Here is a 21,695-nt window from a genome sequence, read left to right as displayed (position 1 = left end):
GCCCACCCTAGGGCGGAGTTCAGGCGAGCACCCGGACAGCGCCGGGATGCACCTCGGCGACCAGCGGCAGCGGGCCGATCCGCTCGCCGTCCGCGTGGGCCTCCGGCGGGGTGCCGCCCAGGTGCGGCGCGGGCTCGACCACCACCCGGCGGCTGCGCAGCACCTGCACCTGCGGGTGCCGCACGTGCCGCCCGCGGTACATGCCCGGGAAGATCCGCACGACCCCGGCCTTGGTGAACGGGCCCGCGACCACCACGTCGAGCAGCCCGTCGTCCAGCCGCGCGTCCGGGGCGATGTGGACCCCGCCGCCGATCCACGGCCCGTTCGCGACGACGACCACCGTGCCGGCCGACTCCCAGACGCCCTCGTCGGTGGTCAGCCGGTAGCCGTACGGCTCGAACGCCCGCAGCTCGGGCACCAGCGCCCGGACGTAGCGGGCCGCGCCGCGGGGCCAGGTGAGGGCGTTCGCTCGGGCGTTGATCGCCGCGTCGATCCCGCAGGACAGCGCGCCCAGGTACCACTCGCGGGCGCTGTGCCGGGGGGATCCCACGCTCACCGCGTCGATCGCCCGGGGGCCGTCGCCCAGCCCGCGCTCGATCGCCGCGACCGCGCGCGCCACGTCCCCGCGCGGCAGGGCGAGCGCGCGCGCCACGTCGTTGCCGGTGCCCCCGGCGACGATGCCGAGCGGCAGGTCGGTGTCGGCGACCACGTTCGCCCCGAGGTGCACGAGGCCGTCGCCGCCGACCACCACGAGGGCGTCCAGGCCCGCCACCGCCGCGCGGCGCGCGTGCGCCGTCGCCGTCAGCAGGTCCTGCGCGGTGAGGTCCTCCACGCGGTGCCCGCGCCGGCGCAGCGCCTCCAGGGCCGCCGCGCCCACCCCGCTCCCGCGTCCCTTGCCGGCCACGGGGTTGACGACCACCCCGAGGTGGCTCACCGGGCGAGCGTCCCGTCCGCCGAGGCGGACAGGCGGCGCGCCGTGCGGCGGTCGTGCAGCAGCGAGATCCCGACGGCCGCCATGTACAGCGCCGCGGTGGGGGTCGCCAGGACGAGCATGGTGAGGATGTCCGGCGTCGGCGTCATGATCGCGGAGAACACGCAGGACAGCAGGATCGCCCAGCGCCAGCCCTTGAGCCACGACCGGCCCTCGACCAGCCCGACGAGGTTGAGGGCGACCATCAGGACGGGCACCAGGAACGCGATGCCGAACGCCAGCACGAACCGCATGACGAAGCTGAGGTAGGTCTGCGCGTCGATGAGGTTCGTCGCGTCCTCGGGCACGAACTCCGTGAGGACCACGACCGCGCGCGGCAGGGTGTACCAGGCGAACGCCGCGCCCGCGAGGAACATCGGCACCGCGATCGCCAGGAACCCGAGCGCGGAGCGGCGCTCCTTCGAGGTCAGCCCCGGCGTGACGAACGCCCACAGCTGGTAGAGCCACCACGGGCTCGACACGATCGCGCCGATGAACAGCGCGACCTTGAACTTCATGTCCATGGCCGAGGCGAGCCCGGCGAAGTTCACCGAGGCCACGACGCCCCGCTCCGCCGCGGCGTCCAGCAGCGGGTCCTGCAGCGCGTGGAACACCTCGTCGTAGACGATCCAGCCCAGCACCGCGCCCACGAGCATGCCGAGCACCGCGAGGACCACCCGCTTGCGCAGCTCGATCAGGTGCTCGCGCAGCGGCATCCTGCCGTCGGGGTCGACCGACGGACGACGACGTGCCACGGGCCGGTCAGGCCCGCGGGTCGGAGGTGTCGCGCTCCGTGGGGGCCGCGGCCTGCGGGGCCGCGGGTGCCACCGGCGTGACCGGGACCTGCGGTGCCACCGGCGCGGCCGGCGGCGGCGTCACCACGGCGGCCGGTGCCACGGGCGTCACCGTGGCGGCCGGCGCGACCGGGGTGGTCGCGACGGGCGGCGTCGTGGCGTCCTTGCGCGGGTCGTCGTCGTCCGACAGGTCCCGCACCTCGCGCTTGAAGATCTTCAGCGACTGCCCGATGCCGCTCGCCAGGTCCGGGAGCCTCTTCGCCCCGAACAGCAGCAGCACGATGACGAGCAGGACGACGATCGTCAGCGGGTGCTCGAAGAGCCGCCCCATAGCAGTACTCCCTGTCGCAGTTGCGGTGGTCCGGCGAGTCTAGCCCCCTCGGCTGGACGGGTGACCCAGGTCACGCGCCGTGCCGCCGGGGCGGTCTCAGCGGCTGTACGCGCGCCAGGTCTCGCGGGTCAGCCGGTCGCGCTCCCGGCGGCGCTCCCGCCGCCCGGCCGCCTCGGCGCGCAGCTCCGCCCACCGGCGGCGCGCGGCGTCCGGCTCCGGCAGCAGCACCGCCTCGCGGGCGGCACGGGCGGCGCGCTCGGCCTCCTGGGCCTGCTCGGCCAGGGCGGAGGCGCGCTCCGCGAGCTCGCCCAGCACCGCCGACGCCCGCTGCAGCTCCGCGACCAGGGCGCGGAACCGCCGCCACAGGTCCCGCCCGAGCAGGTACGCACCGACGAGCGCGCCGAGCACGAGCACCACCCACACGACGACCCAGACCATCGGGCCAACCTATCCCGTCGCGCCGCCGGACAGCGGGTCGCCGGCGAGCGGGCCGTACGCGGCGAGGGCCGCCCGGGCGCGGCCCGCGACGTCCCGCGCGACCTCGGGCGGGCGCACGGCGAGCAGGTCGTCCGCCGCCTGGAGCAGCAGGCTGCGCAGGAACGCCGGCCGGCCGACCCGCACGTCGACCTCGAACGAGCCGTCGGCCAGGTTGCGCACCTCCTCGACCGGCACCGTCTCCGCCACCCAGCGGCCCGTGCTGCGCAGGTGCAGCGTCACCACGTCGCCCGCCGGGTCCGGCCGGAACTCCGCGGTCGCGCCGCGACCCGCGCCCGGGTGCGGGTCGGCCGGGACGTCGAGCACCTGAGCCGTGAGCACCCGGTCCAGGCGGAACAGCCGCTCGTCGCCGGCGCGCAGGCACCAGGCCTGCAGGTAGGACCGCTCGTCGCTGGTCATGAGCCGCAGGGGGTCGACGTCGCGGTCGCTGGTCACGTCCGACGCGTTCACGTACCGGATGCGGAGCCGCCGGTGCTGCGCGAGCGCCGTGCGGATCGCGGCGACCACGTCGGGCCGCCCGTCGACCGCGAGGCGGACGTCCACGGCGTTCGCCGCGTCGCCCGTGGCGGCCGTCAGCTTCGCCAGCGTCGAGCGCAGGACCGCCGCGCGCTCGTCGTCCAAGGTCGGCCCGAGGTCGGCGACCATGGCGCTCAGCGCGGCGAGCAGCGTCACCGCCTCGCGGGTGCCGAGCCGCAGCGGCCGCGTCATCCCGCGGGACTCGGTGAGCCGGATCTCGCCGCGGTCGTAGGAGTCGGCGTCGAAGTCGATGAGGTCGTGCGGGTAGTACCCGGGGGTGCCGCTCATCCACAGCGTGTCCACGTCCGCCATCACCTGGGACGGGGTGACGCCGAAGTGCTCGGCCAGCTGCTCGACGGAGACGCCGTCGTTCCGGTCGAGGTAGCCGATCATGCCGAGCAGCCGCAGCAGCCGCTCGCTCGCCCGCTCAGCCATGGTGCTCCTCCCCCGCCGCCCGGTGCTCCGGGTCGTCCAGCGACGCGGCGACCCGCAGCAGCCGCAGCACCGCGTCGCGCATCTCCGCCGGCTCGGCGACCAGCACCGCGTCGCCGTAGCCCGCGACCTCCTCCGCCAGCTCCCACGTGGCCCGGTACGGCACGCGCACCAGGTCGCGGTGCGCGACGAGGTCCCGCAGGGCGGGGTCGGCGTCCTCCGGCAGCTGCACGGGCTCCCCGCGTGCGCGCAGCGCCTCGGCCCGCTCGGGGCGCAGCGCCAGCAGCGCAGTCCGCTCCTGCCCCGCGTCCCACGACCGGAGCGCGGCGGCCATCGCGTCGGGCGACGGCGCCGGGAAGGCGTCCTCCCCGCCGACCCCCTTCACGCGGCCCTCGATCCGGCTGAGCCGGAACGACCGGGTCGCACCGCGGTCGACGTCCTGGCCCACCAGGAACCAGCCGCCGCGCCGCGCGACCAGCCGCCACGGCTCGACCAGGCGCTCGCGCACCTCGCCGGTGTTCGCCGCGCGGTACGTGAACCGCACCCGCTGCCGGGCCTGCACGGCGTCCAGCAGCGGCCGGAACGCGTCGCCGCCCGCCCGGACCCGCGGGGCCAGGCCCGCCGCCAGGTCGGTCGCGCCCGCGCCGGCCCCGACCGCGCGCAGCTTGGTCAGCGCGCGCGTGGTGTCCGCCCGGACGGACCGGTCCTGCCAGAACTCCGCGGCCAGGGACAGCGCGCCGAGCTCGGCGGGCGTGAGCTCCAGGGGCGGCAGCGCGTAGGCCTCCTGGTCGATCCGGTAGCCGATGTCGTCCCCGTGGCCCGCGGCGGTCACCGTCGCCACCGGGATGCCGAGGTCGCGGAGGGTGTCCTTGTCGCGCTCGAACATCCGCTCGAAGGACTCGTCGGACGGGGCGTCGCCGTAGCCCGCGACGGTGCGGCGGATCTGCTCCTTCGTCATCCGGCCGGGCGTGTGCACCAGGGCGATGACGAGGTTGAGCAGCCGCTCGGCGGGGTGGATCTGTTCGGGCATCGGGTCAACCGTAGTGGCCGGTAGCGTTGCCGGGTGATCACGTGGCGCTCGGGTGTGGTGGAACAGGTCGGCCGGACGTGGCCGGGAGCCGTGGAGCTGGTCGTCACCGTCGCGGACGGCGTGACCGGTCCGGACCCCGTCAGCGTCCGGGCGCTGGCGTACCCCGAGCTCGTCGGGACGCCCGAGGTCGGCGACCCCGTGCTGCTGAACGTCTCCGCGCTGGCCCGCGGGCTCGGCACCGGCGGCTACGCGCTCGTGGTCGCGCCCGGCTCCCCCGGCCGGCTGCCCGCCGACCCGGAGCCCGGCCCGGGCCACCTCGTCAAGGCGCGGTACACCCCGCTGCAGCCGATGGTGCTGGGCGTCGACGACCAGGAGTCCCCCCACCACGAGCTGCTGCGCGACGCCGACGACCTGGCGGGCACGCCCGTCGTCGTCGCCGACCTGCACTCCGCGCTGCCGGCCGTGGTCGCGGGGATCCGGTACGCCGACGCCCGCCTGTCCGCCACGGGCGCCGGGGCCGCCCCGCTGCGCGTCGCGTACGTGATGACCGACGGCGGCGCCCTGCCGGCGTGGTTCTCCCGCGCGGTCGCGGGCCTCCGCGAGGCCGGGTGGATCGAGGCCTGCCTCACCGCGGGTCAGGCGTTCGGCGGCGACCTCGAGGCCGTCACCGTGCACACCGCGCTGCTCGCCGCCCGGCACGTCGTCGGCGCGGACGTCGTGGTGGTCGCGCAGGGTCCGGGCAACCTGGGCACCGGGACCCGGTGGGGCTTCTCCGGCGTCGCGGCGGGCGAGGCGGTCAACGCCACCGCGGTGCTCGGCGGCCGGCCCGTCGCGTCGCTGCGGGTCTCCGGCGCCGACGCCCGCGAGCGGCACCTCGGGATCTCGCACCACTCGACCACCGCGTACGGCCGCGTCGCCCTGGCACCCGCCGACGTGGTCGTCCCGGTGTTCGACCCGGCGCCCGGGCTCGACCCGGCTGCCGCGCTCGACGAGCCGGCCGGCGCGGGGGTCCCGGACCCGCAGGAGCACCTCGCCGCGCACCTCGACGCCGTCGGGCGGCGCGTGGGTCAGCAGGTGCAGGCGCTCGGCGCCCCCGCGGGCCGGCACCGCCTGGTCGACGTCCCCGCCGGGGAGGACCTGCTCACCGCGCTGGGCGGTTCCCCGGTGCGGCTCTCCACGATGGGCCGCGGGCTGGGCCAGGACCCGGCGGCGTTCCTGGCCGCCGCGGCGGCGGGCGTCCACGCGGCGCACCTGGCCCGCGACGCCTGACCTCAGGGACCCGAGGCCCGGCGCCCGCGGGTCGGCTCAGTCGTCGCGGGCGGTGCGCTGGCGCGCGGCGACCAGCGTCGCGAGGCGGCGGGCCTCCAGCCGGGCCCGCTCGCCGTCGGACCGCTGCACGCCCATCACCGCGAGGGTGTCGCCGTCGTCGAGGTCGAGCTGGACCCACGGCCGGCCCTCGCCGAACCGCACCCACACGATCTGCGCCCACGGCACCGTGCGGGTGGTCGCCAGGTTCCGGACGCGCAGGCCCTCGGGGGTCGGGGTCGCGGACACGGTGGCCTGCCGCCAGCAGAACACCACGATCGCCGCCCCGACCAGCGCGATGCCGAGGCGGTCCGCCAGGGTGAGGCCCTCGAGCCCCGTGCCGGGCAGCAGCACCAGCAGCAGCACCGTCGCCAGCGCGACCACGACGGCGAGCACCGCGGTGACCAGGCGCGCGGCCCGCGGGCGGAACACCGCGTCGAGCGCCGCCCGGTGCGCGGCACCGTCCCCGGACGGCGCCGCCCCGGGTCCGTCCGGCCGGGTCACGACGGCGTCCTCAGAGCCGGCAGGCGTGGATCGAGGTCACGAGGATGGCGCGCGCGCCCACGTCGTACAGGTCGTCCATGACGCGGTTGGTCTCGGAGCGCCGGACCATGACGCGCACGGCCGCCCACTCGCTGTTGTGCAGCGGCGAGACGGTCGGCGACTCCAGGCCGGGCGTGATGGCGACGGCGCGGTCCACGAGCTCCAGCGGCACGTCGTAGTCCATGAGCACGTACTCGCGGGCGGTGAGGACGCCCTGGAGCCGGCGGGTCAGGACGTCGAGCCCGGCCGGCTCGGCCACGTCGGCGCGGCGCACCAGCACCGCCTCCGACTTCAGGATGGGCTCCCCGAACACGTCGAGCCCCGCGGCCCGCAGGGTCGTGCCGGTCTCGACCACGTCGGCGATGACGTCGGCGACGCCCAGCCGGATGGCGGTCTCGACCGCGCCGTCCAGGCGGACGATCTCGGATGCCTCGACGCCGTGGCCGCGCAGGTACTCCGCGACGAGCACGGGGTAGGACGTGGCGACGCGCCGCCCGGCGACCTCGCGGACGTCGTTCATCTGGCCGGCCTGGGTGGCGAACCGGAACGTGGACCGCGCGAAGCCGAGCTGCAGGTGCTCGGTGGCGGGCGACGCGGAGTCCAGCAGCAGGTCGCGGCCGGTGATGCCGACGTCGACGGTGCCGGTGCCGACGTACACGGCGATGTCGCGGGGGCGCAGGAAGAAGAACTCGACGCCGTTGTCGGCGTCGGGCAGGACGAGCTCACGGGAGTCGCGGCGCTGGCGGTAGCCCGCCTCGCGCAGCATCTCGGCGGCGGGCTCGGCGAGCGAGCCCTTGTTCGGGACGGCGATCCTCAGCACGGGGGTCCTCTGGTTCGAGAAGGCAGGGCGTGGGGCGGCGGGCGGCCGGGGGTCGGCCGCCGCGGTCACAGGTGGGCGTACACGTCCTCGAGGGTCAGCCCCTGGGCGACCATCAGCACCTGCAGGTGGTAGAGCAGCTGGGAGATCTCCTCCGCGGTGCGCTCGTCACCCTCGTGCTCCGCGGCCATCCAGACCTCGGCGGCCTCCTCGACGATCTTCTTGCCGATCGCATGGACGCCGGCGTCCAGCTCCTTGACGGTCCCGGACCCCGCGGGGCGGGTGGCGGCCTTGTCGGTGAGCTCAGCGAACAGCGAGTCGAACGTCTTCACGCCCGCCAGGGTAGACGGTCGGGGCGCCCGTCCTCGTCCGGCGTCCACGCGCCCGCCTCAGCCCGAGACGCCCGCGGCCGCGGTGACCTGCTGCGGCTCGGCCTCCCGGCGGGCACGCCACCAGACGACGAAGCCGGACACGACGACCCCGGCGTACACGAGGTACAGGAACGCGGACGGGTAGTAGCCGGCGCTCAGCAGCAGGGGCACGCCGACGGCGTCGACCGCGATCCAGATCAGCCAGAACTCGATCCACCCCCGCGCCATGCCGTAGGTCGCCAGCAGGGACCCGACGAAGATCCACGCGTCCGCCCACGGCCCCCAGGACCCGAGCGCCCGGAACACCAGGGCGCACGCGACCGTGCCCACGACGCCGACCACGCCGAGCTGGATCCACCCGGACCGGCCGGCCCACCGCGGCACCACGGCCGGCGCGTCGGCGTCCCCGTGCTCGCGGGCCGTCCGCCGGGACTGCGACCAGCGCACCCAGCCGTAGACGGCGACCGCCACGAAGAACACCTGCCGCCCGGCCTGGCCGTACAGGTCGCGCGCCTGCGGCGTGTGGAACACCCCGCCCAGGAACACGGTGAAGAGCAGGACGTTGCCGACGATGCCGACCGGCCACGCCCAGATCCGCCGCCGCAGGCCGCCGAGCGCCGACGCGAGCCCGAACAGGTTGCCGACGACCTCGCGCCACAGGACCGGGTGGCCGGCGACGACCAGCTGGGCGTCGAACAGCCAGGTGAGGACGCTCACAGGCCGCGCAGCGCGACGACGGTCGCCACGGCGGCCTCCGCGGCCTCCGCCCCCTTGTCCTCGTGCGAGCCCTCCAGGCCGGCGCGGTCGAGCGCCTGCGCCTCGTCGTCGCACGTCAGCACGCCGAACCCGACGGGCACGCCGGTGGAGACCGCCACGTCGGTGAGGCCGACGGTGGCGGCCTGGCACACGTAGTCGAAGTGCGGGGTGCCGCCGCGGATCACGACGCCGAGCGCCACGACCGCGTCCACGTCCCCGCCGCGCGCGAGCCGGGCGGCCGCGACCGGCAGCTCGAAGGTGCCGGGCACCCGCACCTCGCGGACGTCGGTGACCCCGGCCGCCGCCAGCGCGCGCCGGGAGCCGGCGAGCAGCCCGTCCATCACGGTGGTGTGCCAGCTCGCCGCCACGACCGCGACCCGCAGGCCCGAGCCGTCCGTGGTGATGCTGGGTGCGCCGCTGCCGCTCATCGTGCGTCCTCCTGGTGGTCGTGCTCGTGGTCTCGGTGGTGGTCGTGCTCGTGCTCGTGGCCGTGCTGCTGGTCGTGCGGGTGGTCGAGGCCGGGCAGCAGGTGCCCCATGGCGCGGGCCTTGGTGCGCAGGTAGGCCTCGTTGTGCGGGGTCCGCCCGACCTCCAGGCCGCGGACGTCCGCGACGTCGATGCCGTGCGCGGTGAGGCCGGCGACCTTGGCGGGGTTGTTGGTCAGCAGGGTGATGCGGCGGGCCCCGAGGTCCGCCAGGATCGCCGCGGCCGCGCCGTACTCGCGCCGGTCCGCGGGCCAGCCCAGGTCGATGTTCGCCTCGACGGTGTCCCGGCCCTGGTCCTGCAGGTCGTAGGCGCCGATCTTCGCGAGCAGCCCGATGCCCCGGCCCTCGTGGCCGCGCAGGTACACCACGGCCCCGCCGTCCCGGGCGGCGAGCGCGAGCGCCGCGTCCAGCTGCGGGCCGCAGTCGCACCGGGCCGAGCCGAAGGCGTCACCGGTGAGGCACTCGGAGTGCACCCGGACGACGGGCTGCTCGGCGAGGCCCCCGGCCGCGACGAGGGCGACGTGGTCGGCGCCGGTGCGCAGGTCGCGGTAGGCGTGCACGCGGAAGTCGCCGTGCCGGGTGGGCAGCACGGCGCTGTGCGCGCGGTGCACCCGGCGCTCCGGCGCGGTCGCCGCGACCTCGGCTCCGGTCGCGGGCTCCGTCGGCAGGTCGTCGTGGGTGGTCCGCCAGGCGATGAGGTCGGCGATCGTGAGCACCACCAGGCCGTGCTCGCGGGCGAGCTCGACCGTCCGCGGCAGCCGCATCATCGTGCCGTCGTCGTTCACCAGCTCGGCGATGGCCGCGACCGGCTCGACACCGGCCAGCCGGCACAGGTCGACCGCCGCCTCGGTGTGCCCGGCCCGGTGCAGCACTCCCCCGGGCACGGCACGCAGGGGCAGCACGTGCCCGGGGCGGATGAGGTCCTCGGTGCCGGACGCCGGGTCCGCGAGCACCCGGAGGGTCTGCGTGCGGTCGGCGGCCGAGATGCCGGTGGTCACGCCGTGCGCCGCGTCCACGGTCACCGTGTACGCGGTGCGCCGCGGGTCCTGGCTCTGCGGGACCATCAGCGGGAGGTCCAGCGCGTCCGCGCGGGCCGCGGTCATCGGCGCGCACAGGTACCCCGACGAGTGCCGGATCGTCCACGCCACCCACTCGGCGGTGGCGTGCTCGGCGGCGAGGATGACGTCGGCCTCGTTCTCCCGGTCCGGGGAGTCGGCGACCAGCACGGGCCGCCCGGCGCGGAGCTCGGCGAGCGCCTGCTCGACGGTGCCGAGGTCCAGCGCCTCGGGCACGGTCCCGGCGCTCATCGCCCGGCCCCCGACGTCGCGAGCAGCCGTTCCACGTACTTCGCGAGCACGTCGACCTCCAGGTTGACCCGGGTGCCGACGGCCGCGTCGCCGAGCGTCGTCCCGGCGAGCGTGGTCGGGATGAGCGACACCCCGAACCAGTCCGGCCCGACGGCGGTGACGGTGAGCGACACCCCGGACACCGCGACCGACCCCTTCTCCGCGACGTAGCGCGCGAGCGACGGGTCCAGCGCGACCTCGACCTCGTCCCACCGGGGGCCGGGCGTGCGGCGCCGCACGGTGCCGACCCCGTCGACGTGCCCCTGGACCACGTGCCCGCCCAGGCGCGCGTCGGCCCGCACCGCCCGCTCCAGGTTCACGCGCGACCCGGGCCCGAGGTCGCCCAGGGCCGTGCGGCGCAGGGTCTCGGGCATGACGTCGGCGACGAACGTCCCGTCGCCCGCCAGCTCGGCCACGGTCAGGCAGACGCCCGCCACCGCGATCGAGTCGCCGTGCCCCGCGTCGGACACCACGAGCGGACCGCGCAGGGTCAGCCGGGCGTCGCCCGTGCCTCCGTCGGCCCCGGGCGCGACGTCGATCGCCACCACGGTGCCGACCTCTTCCACGATGCCGGTGAACATCAGCCTGCCTCCTCGATGTCGGCCACGACGAGCACGTCGGGGCCCAGTCGCTGCACGTCCCGCGTCCGCAGGCGCAGCGCGTCGGTGATGGTCCGGGCCCCGAGGTCGGCGACCGCCGGCCGGCCCGCGCCGAGCAGGACGGGCGCCACGTACGCGTGCACCTCGTCGACCAGCCCGGCGCTCAGGAACGCCGCGGCGAGCGTCGGCCCGCCCTCGACGAGCACCCGGCGCACCTCGCGCTCGTGCAGCGCGGCGAGCACGGCGCGCGGGTCGCGGATGCGCAGGTGCAGGACCTCGCCGCCGGGACCTGCCAGCCGCCCGCCCGCCGGAAGATCCCGGGTGCCGACGACGACGCGCAGCGGCTGGTGCGCGGCGAGCTCGCCGTCCGGCGTGCGGGCGGTCAGCGCCGGGTCGTCCGCGAGGGCCGTTCCGGTGCCGACCACCAGCGCGTCCATCTCGGCCCGCAGGGCGTGGGCGTGCGCGCGGGACTCCGGGGAGGTGATCCAGCGGCTGGTCCCGTCGGCGGCGGCGACCCGGCCGTCGAGGGTCGCGGCGGTCTTCAGCGTGACGAACGGCCGGCCGCGCCCGACGGCGAGCAGCCACGGCCGCAGGAGCGCCCGGCCGGCGTCCTCCTCGACGCCCGTGGCGACGTCGACGCCGGCCGCGCGCAGCCGGGCGGCACCGCCGCCGGCCACGGGGTTCGGGTCGGGGACGGCGACCACGGCGCGCGCGATCCCGGCCGCCAGCAGCGCGACCGAGCACGGCCCGGTGCGGCCGGTGTGGTCGCACGGCTCGAGGGTGACGACCGCCGTCGCCCCCCGCACGTCCGCACCGCGCTCCCGGGCGTCGGCCAGGGCGGCGACCTCGGCGTGGGGGGTGCCGGCGCCGCGGTGCCAGCCCTCCCCGAGCACGCGGCCGTCCGCTCCGAGCAGGACGCAGCCGACGCGGGGGTTGGGGCCGTGGCCCGGGCCGCGGCGCGCGAGGTCGAGGGCGCGCCGCATCGCGTCCCGCTCGACCGCTGCTCGCGTGTCCATCCCTGCACCCCTCCGGCCCGTCGGGCTCCGGGGTGGCGGGCGGCGCGCGGGTGCACGACGACCACGGTGCCCCCGGCTTCCACCGGGCGCACCGCCACGTCTCCTCCCATCCGGACTTTCACCGTCGGTCCTGGAGTTCCACCAGGTCAACCGCTCGCGCCAGAGGCGCTTGCGGGTCGCGGACTGTCACCGCCGGCTCGGAATTGCACCGACCCCGGAGCACGTGTGTGTTCTGGGCAACGATGATGCCACACGGCGCATTCCCGCCGGGGACCAGCGCCCCGGGGGGACGCGCCGGGGTCGCGCGCCCGCGGCTCAGCGCCCGGCGATCGCCTCGTCCGCGAGGCCGCGCAGCGCGTCGATCTCGGCGCCGACGTCCGCCGCCCCGTAGACGGCCGAACCGGCGACGAACACGTTGGCCCCGGCGTCCGCGACCGTCGCGATCGTCGCCCGCGACACCCCGCCGTCGACCTGGATCCACGTGTCCGCGCCCTGCTCGTCGATCGCGGCCCGCAGCCGCCGGATCTTGGGCAGCGTGCCGTCGATGAACGCCTGGCCGCCGAACCCGGGCTCGACCGTCATGACCAGCACCATGTCGAACTCGGGCAGCAGGTCGAGCAGCGGCTCGACGGGCGTGGCGGGGCGCAGCGCGACCGACGCGCGGGCGCCCGCGGACCGGATCTCCCGGGCCAGGCGCACCGCCGCCTGCGCCGCCTCGGCGTGGAACGTGACGGACGCGGCGCCGGCGTGCGCGTACTCGACGGCCCAGCGGTCGGCGTCCTCGATCATCAGGTGCACGTCGACCGGCACCGGCGCGACCTCGATGATCCGCCGGACGACCGGCAGCCCGAGCGTCAGGTTCGGGACGAAGTGGTTGTCCATCACGTCCACGTGCGCGTAGTCCGCCCGGCTGATCCGGTGCAGGTCGCGCTCGAGGTTCGCGAAGTCGGCGGACAGGATGCTGGGGCTGATCAGTGCGGGCACGCGTCCAGCGTATCGGCGTGCGCGCGGCCCGCCGGGTGGACGGGTGCGACGGGTGCGGCGGGTGCGACGGGTCAGGACGTCCGGCGCAGCAGCGTGAGGTGCATCGCGTCGGTGCCGTGCACGTGCGGCCAGAGCTGCGCGTCCTCGCGGTCCGGCAGGTCGAGTCCCGGCGCGATGCCGTGCAGGACCGCCGGGGCGTCGACGACCTCGACCGACAGGCCGGCCTTCTGGGCCGCACGCCGGGCGTCCAGCACCGCCAGCCGGGTCTCGGCGAGCACCGGCGAGCACGTCACGTAGGCGACGACGCCGCCCGGCCGCACGGCCCGGATCGCGGACGCCAGCAGGTCCCGCTGCAGGGCGCCGAGGGCCGCGAGGTCGGAGGGGGTCCGCCGCCACCGCGACTCCGGCCGCCGCCGCAGGGCGCCCAGCCCGGTGCACGGGGCGTCGAGCAGCACCCGGTCGTACCCGCCGGGCTCGTCGTCCCCGACCTCGCGGCCGTCCCCGACCCGCACGTCCTCGACCGACCCGTCCGGCGCGGCGGCGAGGGCCTGCCGCACGAGCCGGGCGCGGTGCGGCTGCACCTCGTTGGCCACCAGCCGGGCACCGCGCTCCCCCGCCAGCGCGGCGAGCAGGGCGGCCTTGCCACCGGGTCCGGCGCACAGGTCCAGCCACCGGGCGTCGGGGCCGTCCAGCGGCGCGGCGGCGAGCGCGAGCGCCACGATCTGGCTGCCCTCGTCCTGCACGCCCGCCCGTCCGGCGCGGACCGCCGCGAGACCGGCGGGGTCGCCGCCACCGGCGAGGGTCACCGCGGTCGGCGCCCACCGCCCCGGCTCGGCGTCCGGGCCGGCGGCGTAGAGCAGCTCGTCGCGGTCGGCCAGCCCGGGCCGGGCGACCAGCGAGACGCGCGGCGCCTCGTTGTCGGCGGCGAGCGCGGCGGGCAGCTCGGCGGCGGACCGGCCGTGCCCGACCAGGGCCTCCCGCATCGCGCGGGTGACCCAGGCGGGGTGGCTCTCGACGACCGACAGCCGGGCGACGTCGTCCGTCCCGGCGGGGTCGGCGGCGTCGCCGATGCGGGTCAGCCAGACGTCCAGCGGCTCCTTCGACACGGCCCGCAGCACGGCGTTGGTGAACTGCGCCGGGCCCGCACCGACCTGCTCGCGGACGAGCGCCACCGACTCGGAGACCGCCGCGTGCGGCGGGACCCGCATGCCCAGCAGCTGGTGCGCCCCCAGCCGCAGGGCGTCGAGGACGGGCGCGTCGATCTGGGCCAGCGGTCGGCCCGCGCACTGCTCGACGATCGCGTCGTACCGGCCGCGCAGGCGCAACGTGCCGTACGCCAGCTCGGTGGCGAACCCGGCGTCCCGCCCCCGGATGCCGCGCTCGCGGAGCAGCGGCGGCAGGACGAGGTTCGCGTAGGCGTCCGACTCGTCGACCGTGCGCAGCACGTCGTACGCCGCGGTGCGCGCCGGGTCCCCGGAGCGACGGCGCTGGGCGGGTGCGGCGGCGGTGCGGGCGCGGGGCCCGCGCCGGCCGCCCTGGCCGGGACCACGCTGGCCGGACCCGCCCTGCGCCGACCCGCCCTGCCCCGACCCGCCGGCCCCGCCCTGCCCCGAGCCGCCCCCCCGGCCCGAGCCCGCCGCGCGCGGCCCGTCCCGCCGGCCCCCGGTCACGCCGGCACCTCCCCGGCGCCCAGCACGACGCCGGCCTCGAGCCGCGCCCCGCGTGCCCAGTCGGTGGCGGGCATCGCCCGCTTCCCGGCCGGCCGCACCTCGCCCAGGCGCACCGCGTGGGTGCCGGTGCCGACCAGCACCTCGCCGCGTCCCACGCGCACCTCGCCCGCCGCGAGGTCGGTGACCTCGGGGGCGAGCCGCACGGGGCCGAGCCCGAGCCGGGCCCCGTCGGGCACGGTGGTCCACGCACCGGGCGCGGGCGTGCAGCCGCGGACCCGCCGGTCGACGGCCATCGCGGGGTGCCGCCAGCGCACGCGCGCGTCCTCGGTGCTGAGGCGCGGGGCCAGGCTGACGCCGTCGGCCGGCTGCGCGACCGGCGCGAGGATGCCGTCCTCCAGCGCGTCGAGGGTCTGCACCAGCAGGCCGGCGCCCGCGTCGGCGAGCCGGCCGAGCAGGTCGCCGGAGGTGTCCGTCGGGCGGATCGTCTCGGTCAGCGTGCCGAACACCGGCCCGGTGTCGAGCCCGGCCTCCAGGCGGAAGGTGCTCGCCCCGGTCACCTCGTCGCCGGCGATGATCGCGTGCTGCACCGGCGCGGCGCCCCGCCACGCGGGCAGCAGCGAGAAGTGCAGGTTGACCCAGCCGTGCCGCGGCAGGTCCAGCACCGCGGGCGGCACGAGGTTCCCGTAGGCGACGACCGGCGCGGCGTCGGGCGCGATCTCCGCGAGCCGGGCCTGGAGCCCCTCGTCCCGCAGCGTCACCGGCGTCAGCACCTCCAGCCCCGCCTCCAGGGCGCGCTCCTTCACCGGGCTCGGCGTGAGCGTGCGGCCGCGGCCGGCGCGGGCGTCGGGTCGGGTGAGGACGGCGACGACCTCGTGGCGGGAGGCGAGCAGGGCGTCGAGCGACGGCAGCGCCACCGCGGGCGTCCCGGCGAAGAGCAGGCGCATGGGCACCGATCCTAGGCGGTCGCCGGCAGCGCGCCGCGCGCCACCAGGTCGGCGCGCAGCTCCGCGGCGCCGGTGAACAGCACCGCCAGGAACCCCTCGGCCGCGGCGGCCTCGACGTTGGCGGGGCTGTCGTCGGTGAAGAGCGTCCGCGCGGGGTCGAGCCGGTGCCGCTGCGCGATCAGCCGGAAGATCCGCGGGTCGGGCTTGGCGACGCCCTCCCGCCCCGACACCACGACGGCCTCCAGGCGGCCGATCGCCGGAGCGGCGGGCACCGCGTGGTGGAACGTCTCCGCCGACCAGTTCGTCAGGCCGAGCACCCGCACGCCGGCGGCGCGCAGGTCGTCGACCACCGCGGCGCTGCCCGCCACCGGCCCGGGCAGCGAGTCGGCGAACCGCTCCACGTACAGGTCCAGGGTCGCGGCGTGCTCCGGGTGCCGGGCGGCGACCTCGGCGCGCGCCTCGCTCCACGGCCGGCCCGCGTCCTGGCGGTGGTTGAGCGCCGGGAAGTCGACGTCCGCGAAGAACCGCCGCACCGCGTCGTCGGGGAGCCGGCCCGCGAACGGCAGCACCGGGTCCCAGTGCACCAGCACGTTGCCCAGGTCGAACACGACGGCGTCCACGGCGGAGCCGGGCCGGTCGGTCACAGCATCTCCTCGGGGTCGAGGCGCACCCGCAGCGAGCCGCCCTCGCGGCGGGCGCTGCGCACGGCCAGGGACGCCGCCAGCGACCGGGCGAGCGCCCTGCCGTCGGCGACGGGCACCCGCACGAGCGCGCGGACGGGCGGGTCGAGCGAGTCCTGCAGCGCCACCGACCCGTGCGTGCCGGACCCGTGCGCCAGCGGCTCGGGCACCGGCACGGGCCCCAGCACGTCCGACCCGGGCGGGAGCTCGACGCGCGCGAGCACGGCGGCCACCACCTCGCGCGTGCCGGTGAGCTCCGCGACCCGGACGGCCGGGGGCAGCCGGACCTCGGTGCGCTCGGCGAGCTCGCGCTCCGCGAGGCCGACGGGGTCCCACCGCACCAGGGCCTGGGTCGGCCGTTCCGCGGCGTCGCCCACCAGCAGCACGACGCCGCCGTCCCGGGAGGACCGCACCAGCGCCGCGGCGGCCAGCCACCGGCGCAGCGCGTCCTCCGTGGCGCGCAGCGACGTGGAGCCGGTCGTCACGGCCGCGTCGAGCAGCACCGCGGCCGCGTAGCCGCCCGCGGCGACCGGCTCGGCGCCGATCGTGGACACCACCAGCGCGGGCCGGTCCGGGACCTCGGCGAGCACGCCGCCGGACGAGCGGGCGCCCGACGTCCGCACCGTGGCGCCGGGGAACGCGCGGCCCAGCTCCTCGGCCGTCCGGTCCGATCCGACGGCCACCGACCGGAACGTGCCGTTGCCGCAGGCGTCGCAGCGCCACTGCGTCGCGAGGCGTCCGCACCAGCCGCACTGGGCGGTCGCGTCGCCGGAGTGCAGCTGCAGGGGCCCGTGGCAGTGGGTGCAGCGCGCGACCTCGCGGCACCGGGCGCAGGCCACGGCCGGCAGGTACCCCGCGCGCGGCACCTGCACGAGCACCGGGCCGTCGGCGAGCCGGTCGCGGATCGTGCGCCACGCCTCGCCGGGCAGCCGGGCGGCGGCCGCGGCGCCCTCGCGCGCCAGCTCGACGCTGGTCAGCGCGCGCACCCGCGGCGTCCGCGCGCGCACCACGTCCCGGTCGGCGGCCACGGGCCGCACCCAGCCGGACGCGACCAGGGCCTGCACCTCCACGGATCGGCTGTGCGCGGCGAGGAGCAGCCCGCAGCCCTCCGTCTCGGCCCGCAGCCCCAGCACCTCGCGGACGTGCGGGTACGGCGCGCGGGGCTCGGCGTGCAGGTCGTCGCCGTCGTCCCAGCACACCGCCAGCCCGAGGTCCCCCACGGGGGCGAACGCCGCCGCCCGGGTCCCCACGACGACGCGGGCGTGCCCGCGCAGCGCGGCGAGGTAGGCGCGGTACCGCTTCGACGGGCCGTCGTCGGCCATGAGGCGCACGTGCGAGGCGTCGGTGACGTCCGGGCCCCACGCGGGCACCCCGGCGACGTCCAGCGCCGCGCACACCCGGTCGACGTCGCGCGCGTCGGGGACGACGACCAGCGCGCCCCGACCCGAGACGAGCGTCGCCGCGACCGCCTGCGCGACGGCGTCCGGCCACCGCTCCCCCGGCCCGCCCGGCAGCGCGGACCACGCGGCGCGGGGCGACCCGCCGGCGGCGAGGTGCGCGAGGAAGGCGGCGCCACCGCGGTACGGCGCCCACGCGGCGCCCGACAGCGTGCCGGGGGCGCCGGCCGGGCCGGCGGCGCCCGCGACGCCGGGGGCCGGGCCGGCGGCGGCCGCGACGCCGCCGGCGCCCGCCGCGGCGTCGTCCCCGGCCGGGCTGGCACCGACGGCGGCGAAGGCGTCGGCCGCCGGGACCTCGCCCTCCGTCCGCGCGTGCCGCGGCGGGACGGCCAGGCGCAGCACGTCGGCGAGGGTCCCCGCGTACCGGTCGGCGACGGCGCGCGCCAGCCGCGCGACGGCGGGCGTCAGCACCGGCTCCGCCGAGACGACGCGGCGCAGCGGGACGAGCGCGCCGTCGTGGTCCGCCTCCGCGACGCGCTCCAGGACGTAGCCGTCGACGTCCTGCGCGCCGAACCGCACCTTCACGCGCGTCCCGGGGCGCGCGTCGTCCGCGAGCGTCGCCGGGACCAGGTACTCGAACGGCCGGTCCAGGTGCGGGGGCGACAGCTCGACGGCGACCCGCGCCACCGGGAGGTCGGCGGCGGGCTCGACGTCGACGTCCCGGGCACGGGCGCGCCGCCGGGGACGCGCCGGGACGTCGAGCCCCAGCAGCGTCGGCTGCTCGGGGGTGCCCGGGCTCGCCGTGCTCGCCGTGCTGTCAGCACTCCCCGTGCTCCCGGACGTCACGGGCGCCACCCCGTCACCGACCCGGTCAGGACAGCGCGGCGCGCAGGGCGTCGACGCGGTCGGTGCGCTCCCACGTGAACTCGGGCAGCGGCCGGCCGAAGTGCCCGTACGCCGCGGTGCGCTGGTAGATCGGCCGCAGCAGGTCCAGGTCGCGGATGATCGCGGCGGGCCGCAGGTCGAACACCTCGCGGATCGCGGCGGTCAGCCGGTCGACGGGCACGGTCTCGGTGCCGAAGGTCTCGACGTACAGGCCGACGGGGTGCGCCTTGCCGATGGCGTAGGCGACCTGCACCTCGCAGCGGCGGGCCAGGCCAGCGGCGACGACGTTCTTCGCGACCCAGCGCATCGCGTACGCGGCGGAGCGGTCGACCTTGGACGGGTCCTTGCCGGAGAACGCGCCGCCGCCGTGGCGCGCCATGCCGCCGTAGGTGTCGACGATGATCTTCCGCCCGGTGAGGCCCGCGTCGCCCTGGGGCCCGCCGACGACGAACTGCCCCGTCGGGTTCACGAGCAGGCGGTAGTCGCTGACGTCCAGGTCGAGCCCGGCGTCGGCGAGGACCGGCGCGACGACGTGCTCGGCGATGGCCGGGGCGAGCTCGGTCTCCAGGTGCACCCCGGGGCCGTGCTGCGTCGACAGGACGACCGTGTCCAGCCGCACCGCGCGGTCGCCCTCGTAGCCCACCGTCACCTGCGTCTTGCCGTCGGGGCGCAGGTCCGGGACCACGCCCTCCTTGCGGACCAGCGCGAGGCGCTCCGCCAGGCGGTGCGACAGCCAGATCGGCAGCGGCAGCAGGCTGTCCGTGTCGTCCGACGCGTAGCCGAACATCAGGCCCTGGTCGCCGGCGCCCTGCAGGTCCAGCGGGTCGTGGTCCTCCGCGTCCTGGCGGGACTCCAGCGCCTTGTCGACGCCCTGCGCGATGTCCGGGGACTGCTGCCCGATCGACACGGAGACGCCGCAGGAGTCGCCATCGAAGCCGATGTCGGACGAGGTGTAGCCGATGCCGCGCACGACCTGGCGGACGATCTGCGGGATCTCGACGTAGGCGCTGGTGGTCACCTCTCCGGCGACGTGCACGAGGCCGGTGGTGACCATGGTCTCGACCGCGACGCGGGCCGTCGGGTCCTGCTCGAGGATCGCGTCGAGGATCGCGTCGGAGATCTGGTCGCAGACCTTGTCCGGGTGCCCCTCGGTGACGGACTCGGACGTGAAGAGGCGCAGGTCGGCGATCATCATGCGCTCAGGCTACTGGCCCGGGACGGCTAGCCCTGCAGGCGGTCCACGACCGCGTCCCACAGCCCGTCGGCGACGGCGTCCTTGCTGCCCTCGGCCGTCGCGACGACCTCGCCGCGCGCGTCCAGCACGGTCACGGCGTTGTGCTCGGTCCCGAAGCCCCGCCCGGCGCCCACGGCGTTCACGGCGAGCAGCGCGGCGCCCTTGCGGCGGGCCTTCGCGCGGCCGTGCTCCAGGACGCCCGCGTCCGCGTCGCCCGTCTCGGCCGCGAACCCGACCACGACCTGCCCGGGGCGCACCGGGTCGGCGACCAGCTCGGCGAGCACGTCGGGGTTCTGCACCAGCTCCAGCGGCGCGACGGCGCCGTCCGGCTGCTTCTTGATCTTGTGCGCCTGGTCGACGGCCGGCCGGAAGTCGGCGACGGCGGCGGCCATGACCACCACGTCCGCGTCGGCCCCGGCGGAGCGGACGGCGTCGCGGAGCTGCGCCGTGGTCTCGACGGGCACGACGTGCACCCCGGCGGGCGGCCGGACGGTGAGGTTCGCGGCGACGAGCGTGACGCGCGCCCCGCGGGCGAGGGCCGTGCGCGCGAGCGCGACGCCCTGACGCCCGGACGACCGGTTCCCGAGGAACCGGACCGGGTCCAGCGGCTCACGCGTGCCGCCGGCGGAGACCACGACGGTGCGGCCGGCCAGGTCCTGCCGGCGCGGCTTGCCCTCCGGGTCCACCAGCGCGAGGGCGGCCGCGGCGATCGCCTCCGGCTCGGGCAGCCGGCCGGGGCCGGAGTCCGCGCCGGTCAGGCGCCCGGAGTCGGGGTCGAGCACGTGCACGCCGCGCTCGCGCAGCGTCGCGACGTTCGCGCGCGTCGCGGGGTGCTGCCACATCTCGGTGTGCATGGCCGGGGCCATCAGCACCGGGCACGTCGCCGTGAGCAGCGTGGCGGCGAGCAGGTCGTCCGCCCGGCCGGAGGCGGCCCGCGCGAGGAGGTCCGCCGTGGCGGGGGCGACGACCACGAGGTCGGCCTGCCGCCCGAGGCGGACGTGCGCGACCTCGGGGACGTCGTCGAACACCTCGGGCGTCACCGGGTGCCCCGACAGGGCCTCCCAGGTGGCACGGCCGACGAACTCCAGGGCCGCCCGGGTGGGCACGACGCGCACGTCGTGCCCCGCCTCGGTCAGCAGGCGCAGGACGTGGGCGGCCTTGTACGCGGCGATGCCGCCGGCGACGCCCAGGACGATGCGCACGGGGGTGGGAGGCTCAGGCCTCGTTCGCGGTGACCGTCAGCAGGCCCGCGTCGATCTCGCGCATCGCGATGGACAGCGGCTTCTCCTGCGGGCGGGTCTCGACCAGCGGGCCGACGTACTCGAGCAGGCCCTCGTTGAGCTGCGAGTAGTAGGCGTTGATCTGCCGGGCGCGCTTGGCCGAGTAGATGACGAGCGCGTACTTGGAGTCGGCGCGCTCCAGCAGACGGTCGATGGGCGGGTCGGTGATGCCGATGGGCTCGGCGACGGTTCCGGACACGAGGGCTCCCGAGGTCGTGAGGGTGGGGACTGCCGGTCAGTCTACCGCGGCGGGCAAGCCCATCAGGGCGACCAGCTCGTCCGTGGCGCGCCGCACGTCGTCGTTGACGATCACGTGGTCGAACTCCGGCTCCGCGGCCATCTCGACCTCCGCGGTCGCGAGGCGGCGTGCCCGCTCCTCCTCGTCCTCCGTCCCGCGCCCGACGAGGCGGCGCACCAGCTCCTCCATCGACGGCGGCGCGAGGAACACGAACTGCGCGTCCGGCATGGTGGTCCGCACCTGGCGCGCGCCCTGCAGGTCGATCTCCAGCAGCGCGGGCTCCCCGGCGGCCAGGCGCTCCTCGACCGGCCGCCGGGGGGTGCCGTACCGGTTGCGGCCGTGCACGACCGCCCACTCGAGGAGCTCACCGCCCGCCACCATCGCGTCGAACTCCTCGGCGGACACGAAGTGGTAGTGCACCCCGTCGACCTCCCCGGGCCGCGGCGCCCGGGTCGTGGCCGAGACCGACAGCCAGACCTGCGGGTACCGGGCGCGCAGGTCGGCGGACACGGTGCCCTTGCCGACGGCGGTCGGTCCGGCGAGGACGGTCAGCCGGGCGCGCGTCGTCGTCATGCTG

At 77.3% G+C, this 21,695-nt stretch carries 24 protein-coding genes and 1 riboswitch; of the genes, 1 reads left to right on the top strand and 23 read right to left on the bottom strand.

Features of this window, described 5'->3' with window-relative positions:
- Positions 1-19: 19 nt before the first annotated feature.
- The 6 genes from QNH85_RS01005 to QNH85_RS00980 all read right to left on the bottom strand — a co-directional run bounded on the left by QNH85_RS01005 (position 20) and on the right by QNH85_RS00980 (position 4,568).
- Positions 20-934, bottom strand: a complete 915-nt coding sequence (locus QNH85_RS01005; protein WP_282943975.1) for a diacylglycerol/lipid kinase family protein — start codon at positions 932-934, stop codon at positions 20-22.
- Positions 931-1,725 carry a twin-arginine translocase subunit TatC gene (gene tatC / locus QNH85_RS01000; RefSeq protein ID WP_346016280.1) on the bottom strand — a complete coding sequence of 265 codons (795 nt, stop codon included), beginning with the start codon at positions 1,723-1,725 and terminating at the stop codon, positions 931-933. Before tatC ends, QNH85_RS01005 begins: the two co-directional genes overlap by 4 nt.
- A gap of 7 nt (positions 1,726-1,732) precedes the next feature.
- The gene (gene tatA, locus QNH85_RS00995; protein ID WP_282943973.1) at positions 1,733-2,095 is read right to left on the bottom strand and encodes a twin-arginine translocase TatA/TatE family subunit; all 363 of its coding nucleotides are present in this window, start codon (positions 2,093-2,095) and stop codon (positions 1,733-1,735) included.
- A gap of 96 nt (positions 2,096-2,191) precedes the next feature.
- Complete coding sequence (locus tag QNH85_RS00990) at positions 2,192-2,533, bottom strand: hypothetical protein (RefSeq protein ID WP_282943971.1); 342 nt, start codon at positions 2,531-2,533, stop codon at positions 2,192-2,194.
- 9 nt (positions 2,534-2,542) lie between these two features.
- Positions 2,543-3,541 carry a helix-turn-helix transcriptional regulator gene (locus QNH85_RS00985; RefSeq protein WP_282943969.1) on the bottom strand — a complete coding sequence of 333 codons (999 nt, stop codon included), beginning with the start codon at positions 3,539-3,541 and terminating at the stop codon, positions 2,543-2,545.
- On the bottom strand, positions 3,534-4,568 hold the full coding sequence (locus QNH85_RS00980) for a helix-turn-helix transcriptional regulator (RefSeq protein ID WP_282943967.1): 1,035 nt from the start codon (positions 4,566-4,568) through the stop codon (positions 3,534-3,536). The genes QNH85_RS00985 and QNH85_RS00980 overlap by 8 nt, the downstream gene beginning before the upstream one ends.
- A 33-nt stretch (positions 4,569-4,601) precedes the next feature.
- Here QNH85_RS00980 and QNH85_RS00975 point away from each other — a divergent pair, with 33 nt between their 5' ends.
- Positions 4,602-5,837, top strand: a complete 1,236-nt coding sequence (locus tag QNH85_RS00975; protein ID WP_282943966.1) for a DUF3866 family protein — start codon at positions 4,602-4,604, stop codon at positions 5,835-5,837.
- Positions 5,838-5,873: 36 nt separating this feature from the next.
- Here QNH85_RS00975 and QNH85_RS00970 read toward each other — a convergent pair whose 3' ends face one another.
- The 17 genes from QNH85_RS00970 to gmk all read right to left on the bottom strand — a co-directional run bounded on the left by QNH85_RS00970 (position 5,874) and on the right by gmk (position 21,691).
- Positions 5,874-6,377, bottom strand: a complete 504-nt coding sequence (locus QNH85_RS00970) for a PH domain-containing protein (RefSeq protein ID WP_282943965.1) — start codon at positions 6,375-6,377, stop codon at positions 5,874-5,876.
- Between the two features lie 10 nt (positions 6,378-6,387).
- Positions 6,388-7,236 carry an ATP phosphoribosyltransferase gene (gene hisG, locus QNH85_RS00965; protein ID WP_213281721.1) on the bottom strand — a complete coding sequence of 283 codons (849 nt, stop codon included), beginning with the start codon at positions 7,234-7,236 and terminating at the stop codon, positions 6,388-6,390.
- Positions 7,237-7,301: 65 nt separating this feature from the next.
- Positions 7,302-7,565 carry a phosphoribosyl-ATP diphosphatase gene (locus tag QNH85_RS00960; protein ID WP_213281720.1) on the bottom strand — a complete coding sequence of 88 codons (264 nt, stop codon included), beginning with the start codon at positions 7,563-7,565 and terminating at the stop codon, positions 7,302-7,304.
- Between the two features lie 57 nt (positions 7,566-7,622).
- Positions 7,623-8,321 carry a nicotinamide riboside transporter PnuC gene (gene pnuC / locus QNH85_RS00955; RefSeq protein WP_213281719.1) on the bottom strand — a complete coding sequence of 233 codons (699 nt, stop codon included), beginning with the start codon at positions 8,319-8,321 and terminating at the stop codon, positions 7,623-7,625.
- Positions 8,318-8,788, bottom strand: a complete 471-nt coding sequence (ribH, locus tag QNH85_RS00950; protein ID WP_282943961.1) for a 6,7-dimethyl-8-ribityllumazine synthase — start codon at positions 8,786-8,788, stop codon at positions 8,318-8,320. The genes pnuC and ribH overlap by 4 nt, the downstream gene beginning before the upstream one ends.
- A complete protein-coding gene (ribB, locus tag QNH85_RS00945; RefSeq protein ID WP_282943960.1) occupies positions 8,785-10,152 on the bottom strand; it encodes a 3,4-dihydroxy-2-butanone-4-phosphate synthase in 1,368 nt (455 codons plus the stop codon). Before ribB ends, ribH begins: the two co-directional genes overlap by 4 nt.
- Complete coding sequence (locus QNH85_RS00940) at positions 10,149-10,772, bottom strand: riboflavin synthase (RefSeq protein ID WP_282943958.1); 624 nt, start codon at positions 10,770-10,772, stop codon at positions 10,149-10,151. The genes ribB and QNH85_RS00940 overlap by 4 nt, the downstream gene beginning before the upstream one ends.
- Complete coding sequence (ribD, locus tag QNH85_RS00935; RefSeq protein WP_282943956.1) at positions 10,772-11,806, bottom strand: bifunctional diaminohydroxyphosphoribosylaminopyrimidine deaminase/5-amino-6-(5-phosphoribosylamino)uracil reductase RibD; 1,035 nt, start codon at positions 11,804-11,806, stop codon at positions 10,772-10,774. The genes QNH85_RS00940 and ribD overlap by 1 nt, the downstream gene beginning before the upstream one ends.
- Positions 11,807-11,900: 94 nt before the next feature.
- Positions 11,901-12,033: riboswitch (FMN riboswitch) on the bottom strand.
- An 88-nt stretch (positions 12,034-12,121) separates the two neighbouring features.
- On the bottom strand, positions 12,122-12,790 hold the full coding sequence (gene rpe, locus QNH85_RS00930) for a ribulose-phosphate 3-epimerase (RefSeq protein WP_282943954.1): 669 nt from the start codon (positions 12,788-12,790) through the stop codon (positions 12,122-12,124).
- A gap of 71 nt (positions 12,791-12,861) precedes the next feature.
- Positions 12,862-14,460 (bottom strand): RsmB/NOP family class I SAM-dependent RNA methyltransferase, encoded by a 1,599-nt coding sequence (locus tag QNH85_RS00925; protein WP_282943953.1) that lies wholly within the window; start codon positions 14,458-14,460, stop codon positions 12,862-12,864.
- Positions 14,457-15,404 carry a methionyl-tRNA formyltransferase gene (gene fmt / locus QNH85_RS00920; RefSeq protein WP_282943951.1) on the bottom strand — a complete coding sequence of 316 codons (948 nt, stop codon included), beginning with the start codon at positions 15,402-15,404 and terminating at the stop codon, positions 14,457-14,459. Before fmt ends, QNH85_RS00925 begins: the two co-directional genes overlap by 4 nt.
- Before the next feature lie 11 nt (positions 15,405-15,415).
- A complete protein-coding gene (locus QNH85_RS00915; RefSeq protein WP_282943949.1) occupies positions 15,416-16,048 on the bottom strand; it encodes an HAD family hydrolase in 633 nt (210 codons plus the stop codon).
- On the bottom strand, positions 16,045-18,327 hold the full coding sequence (locus QNH85_RS00910; protein WP_282943948.1) for a primosomal protein N': 2,283 nt from the start codon (positions 18,325-18,327) through the stop codon (positions 16,045-16,047). The genes QNH85_RS00915 and QNH85_RS00910 overlap by 4 nt, the downstream gene beginning before the upstream one ends.
- Before the next feature lie 25 nt (positions 18,328-18,352).
- Complete coding sequence (gene metK / locus QNH85_RS00905) at positions 18,353-19,561, bottom strand: methionine adenosyltransferase (RefSeq protein ID WP_428830335.1); 1,209 nt, start codon at positions 19,559-19,561, stop codon at positions 18,353-18,355.
- A 26-nt stretch (positions 19,562-19,587) separates the two neighbouring features.
- Complete coding sequence (gene coaBC / locus QNH85_RS00900; RefSeq protein ID WP_282943947.1) at positions 19,588-20,802, bottom strand: bifunctional phosphopantothenoylcysteine decarboxylase/phosphopantothenate--cysteine ligase CoaBC; 1,215 nt, start codon at positions 20,800-20,802, stop codon at positions 19,588-19,590.
- Positions 20,803-20,815: 13 nt separating this feature from the next.
- On the bottom strand, positions 20,816-21,079 hold the full coding sequence (gene rpoZ / locus QNH85_RS00895) for a DNA-directed RNA polymerase subunit omega (RefSeq protein WP_203667121.1): 264 nt from the start codon (positions 21,077-21,079) through the stop codon (positions 20,816-20,818).
- Between the two features lie 36 nt (positions 21,080-21,115).
- Positions 21,116-21,691, bottom strand: coding sequence for a guanylate kinase (gene gmk, locus QNH85_RS00890; protein ID WP_213281708.1), 576 nt, complete (start codon positions 21,689-21,691; stop codon positions 21,116-21,118).
- Positions 21,692-21,695: the final 4 nt, after the last annotated feature.

The sequence above is a fragment of the Cellulomonas endometrii genome (genome assembly GCF_949769265.1).
Classification (GTDB): Bacteria; Actinomycetota; Actinomycetes; order Actinomycetales; family Cellulomonadaceae; genus Cellulomonas; species Cellulomonas endometrii.
The sequence above is the reverse complement of the archived record's forward strand: the minus strand, read 5'-3'. Positions and strand labels throughout refer to the sequence as shown.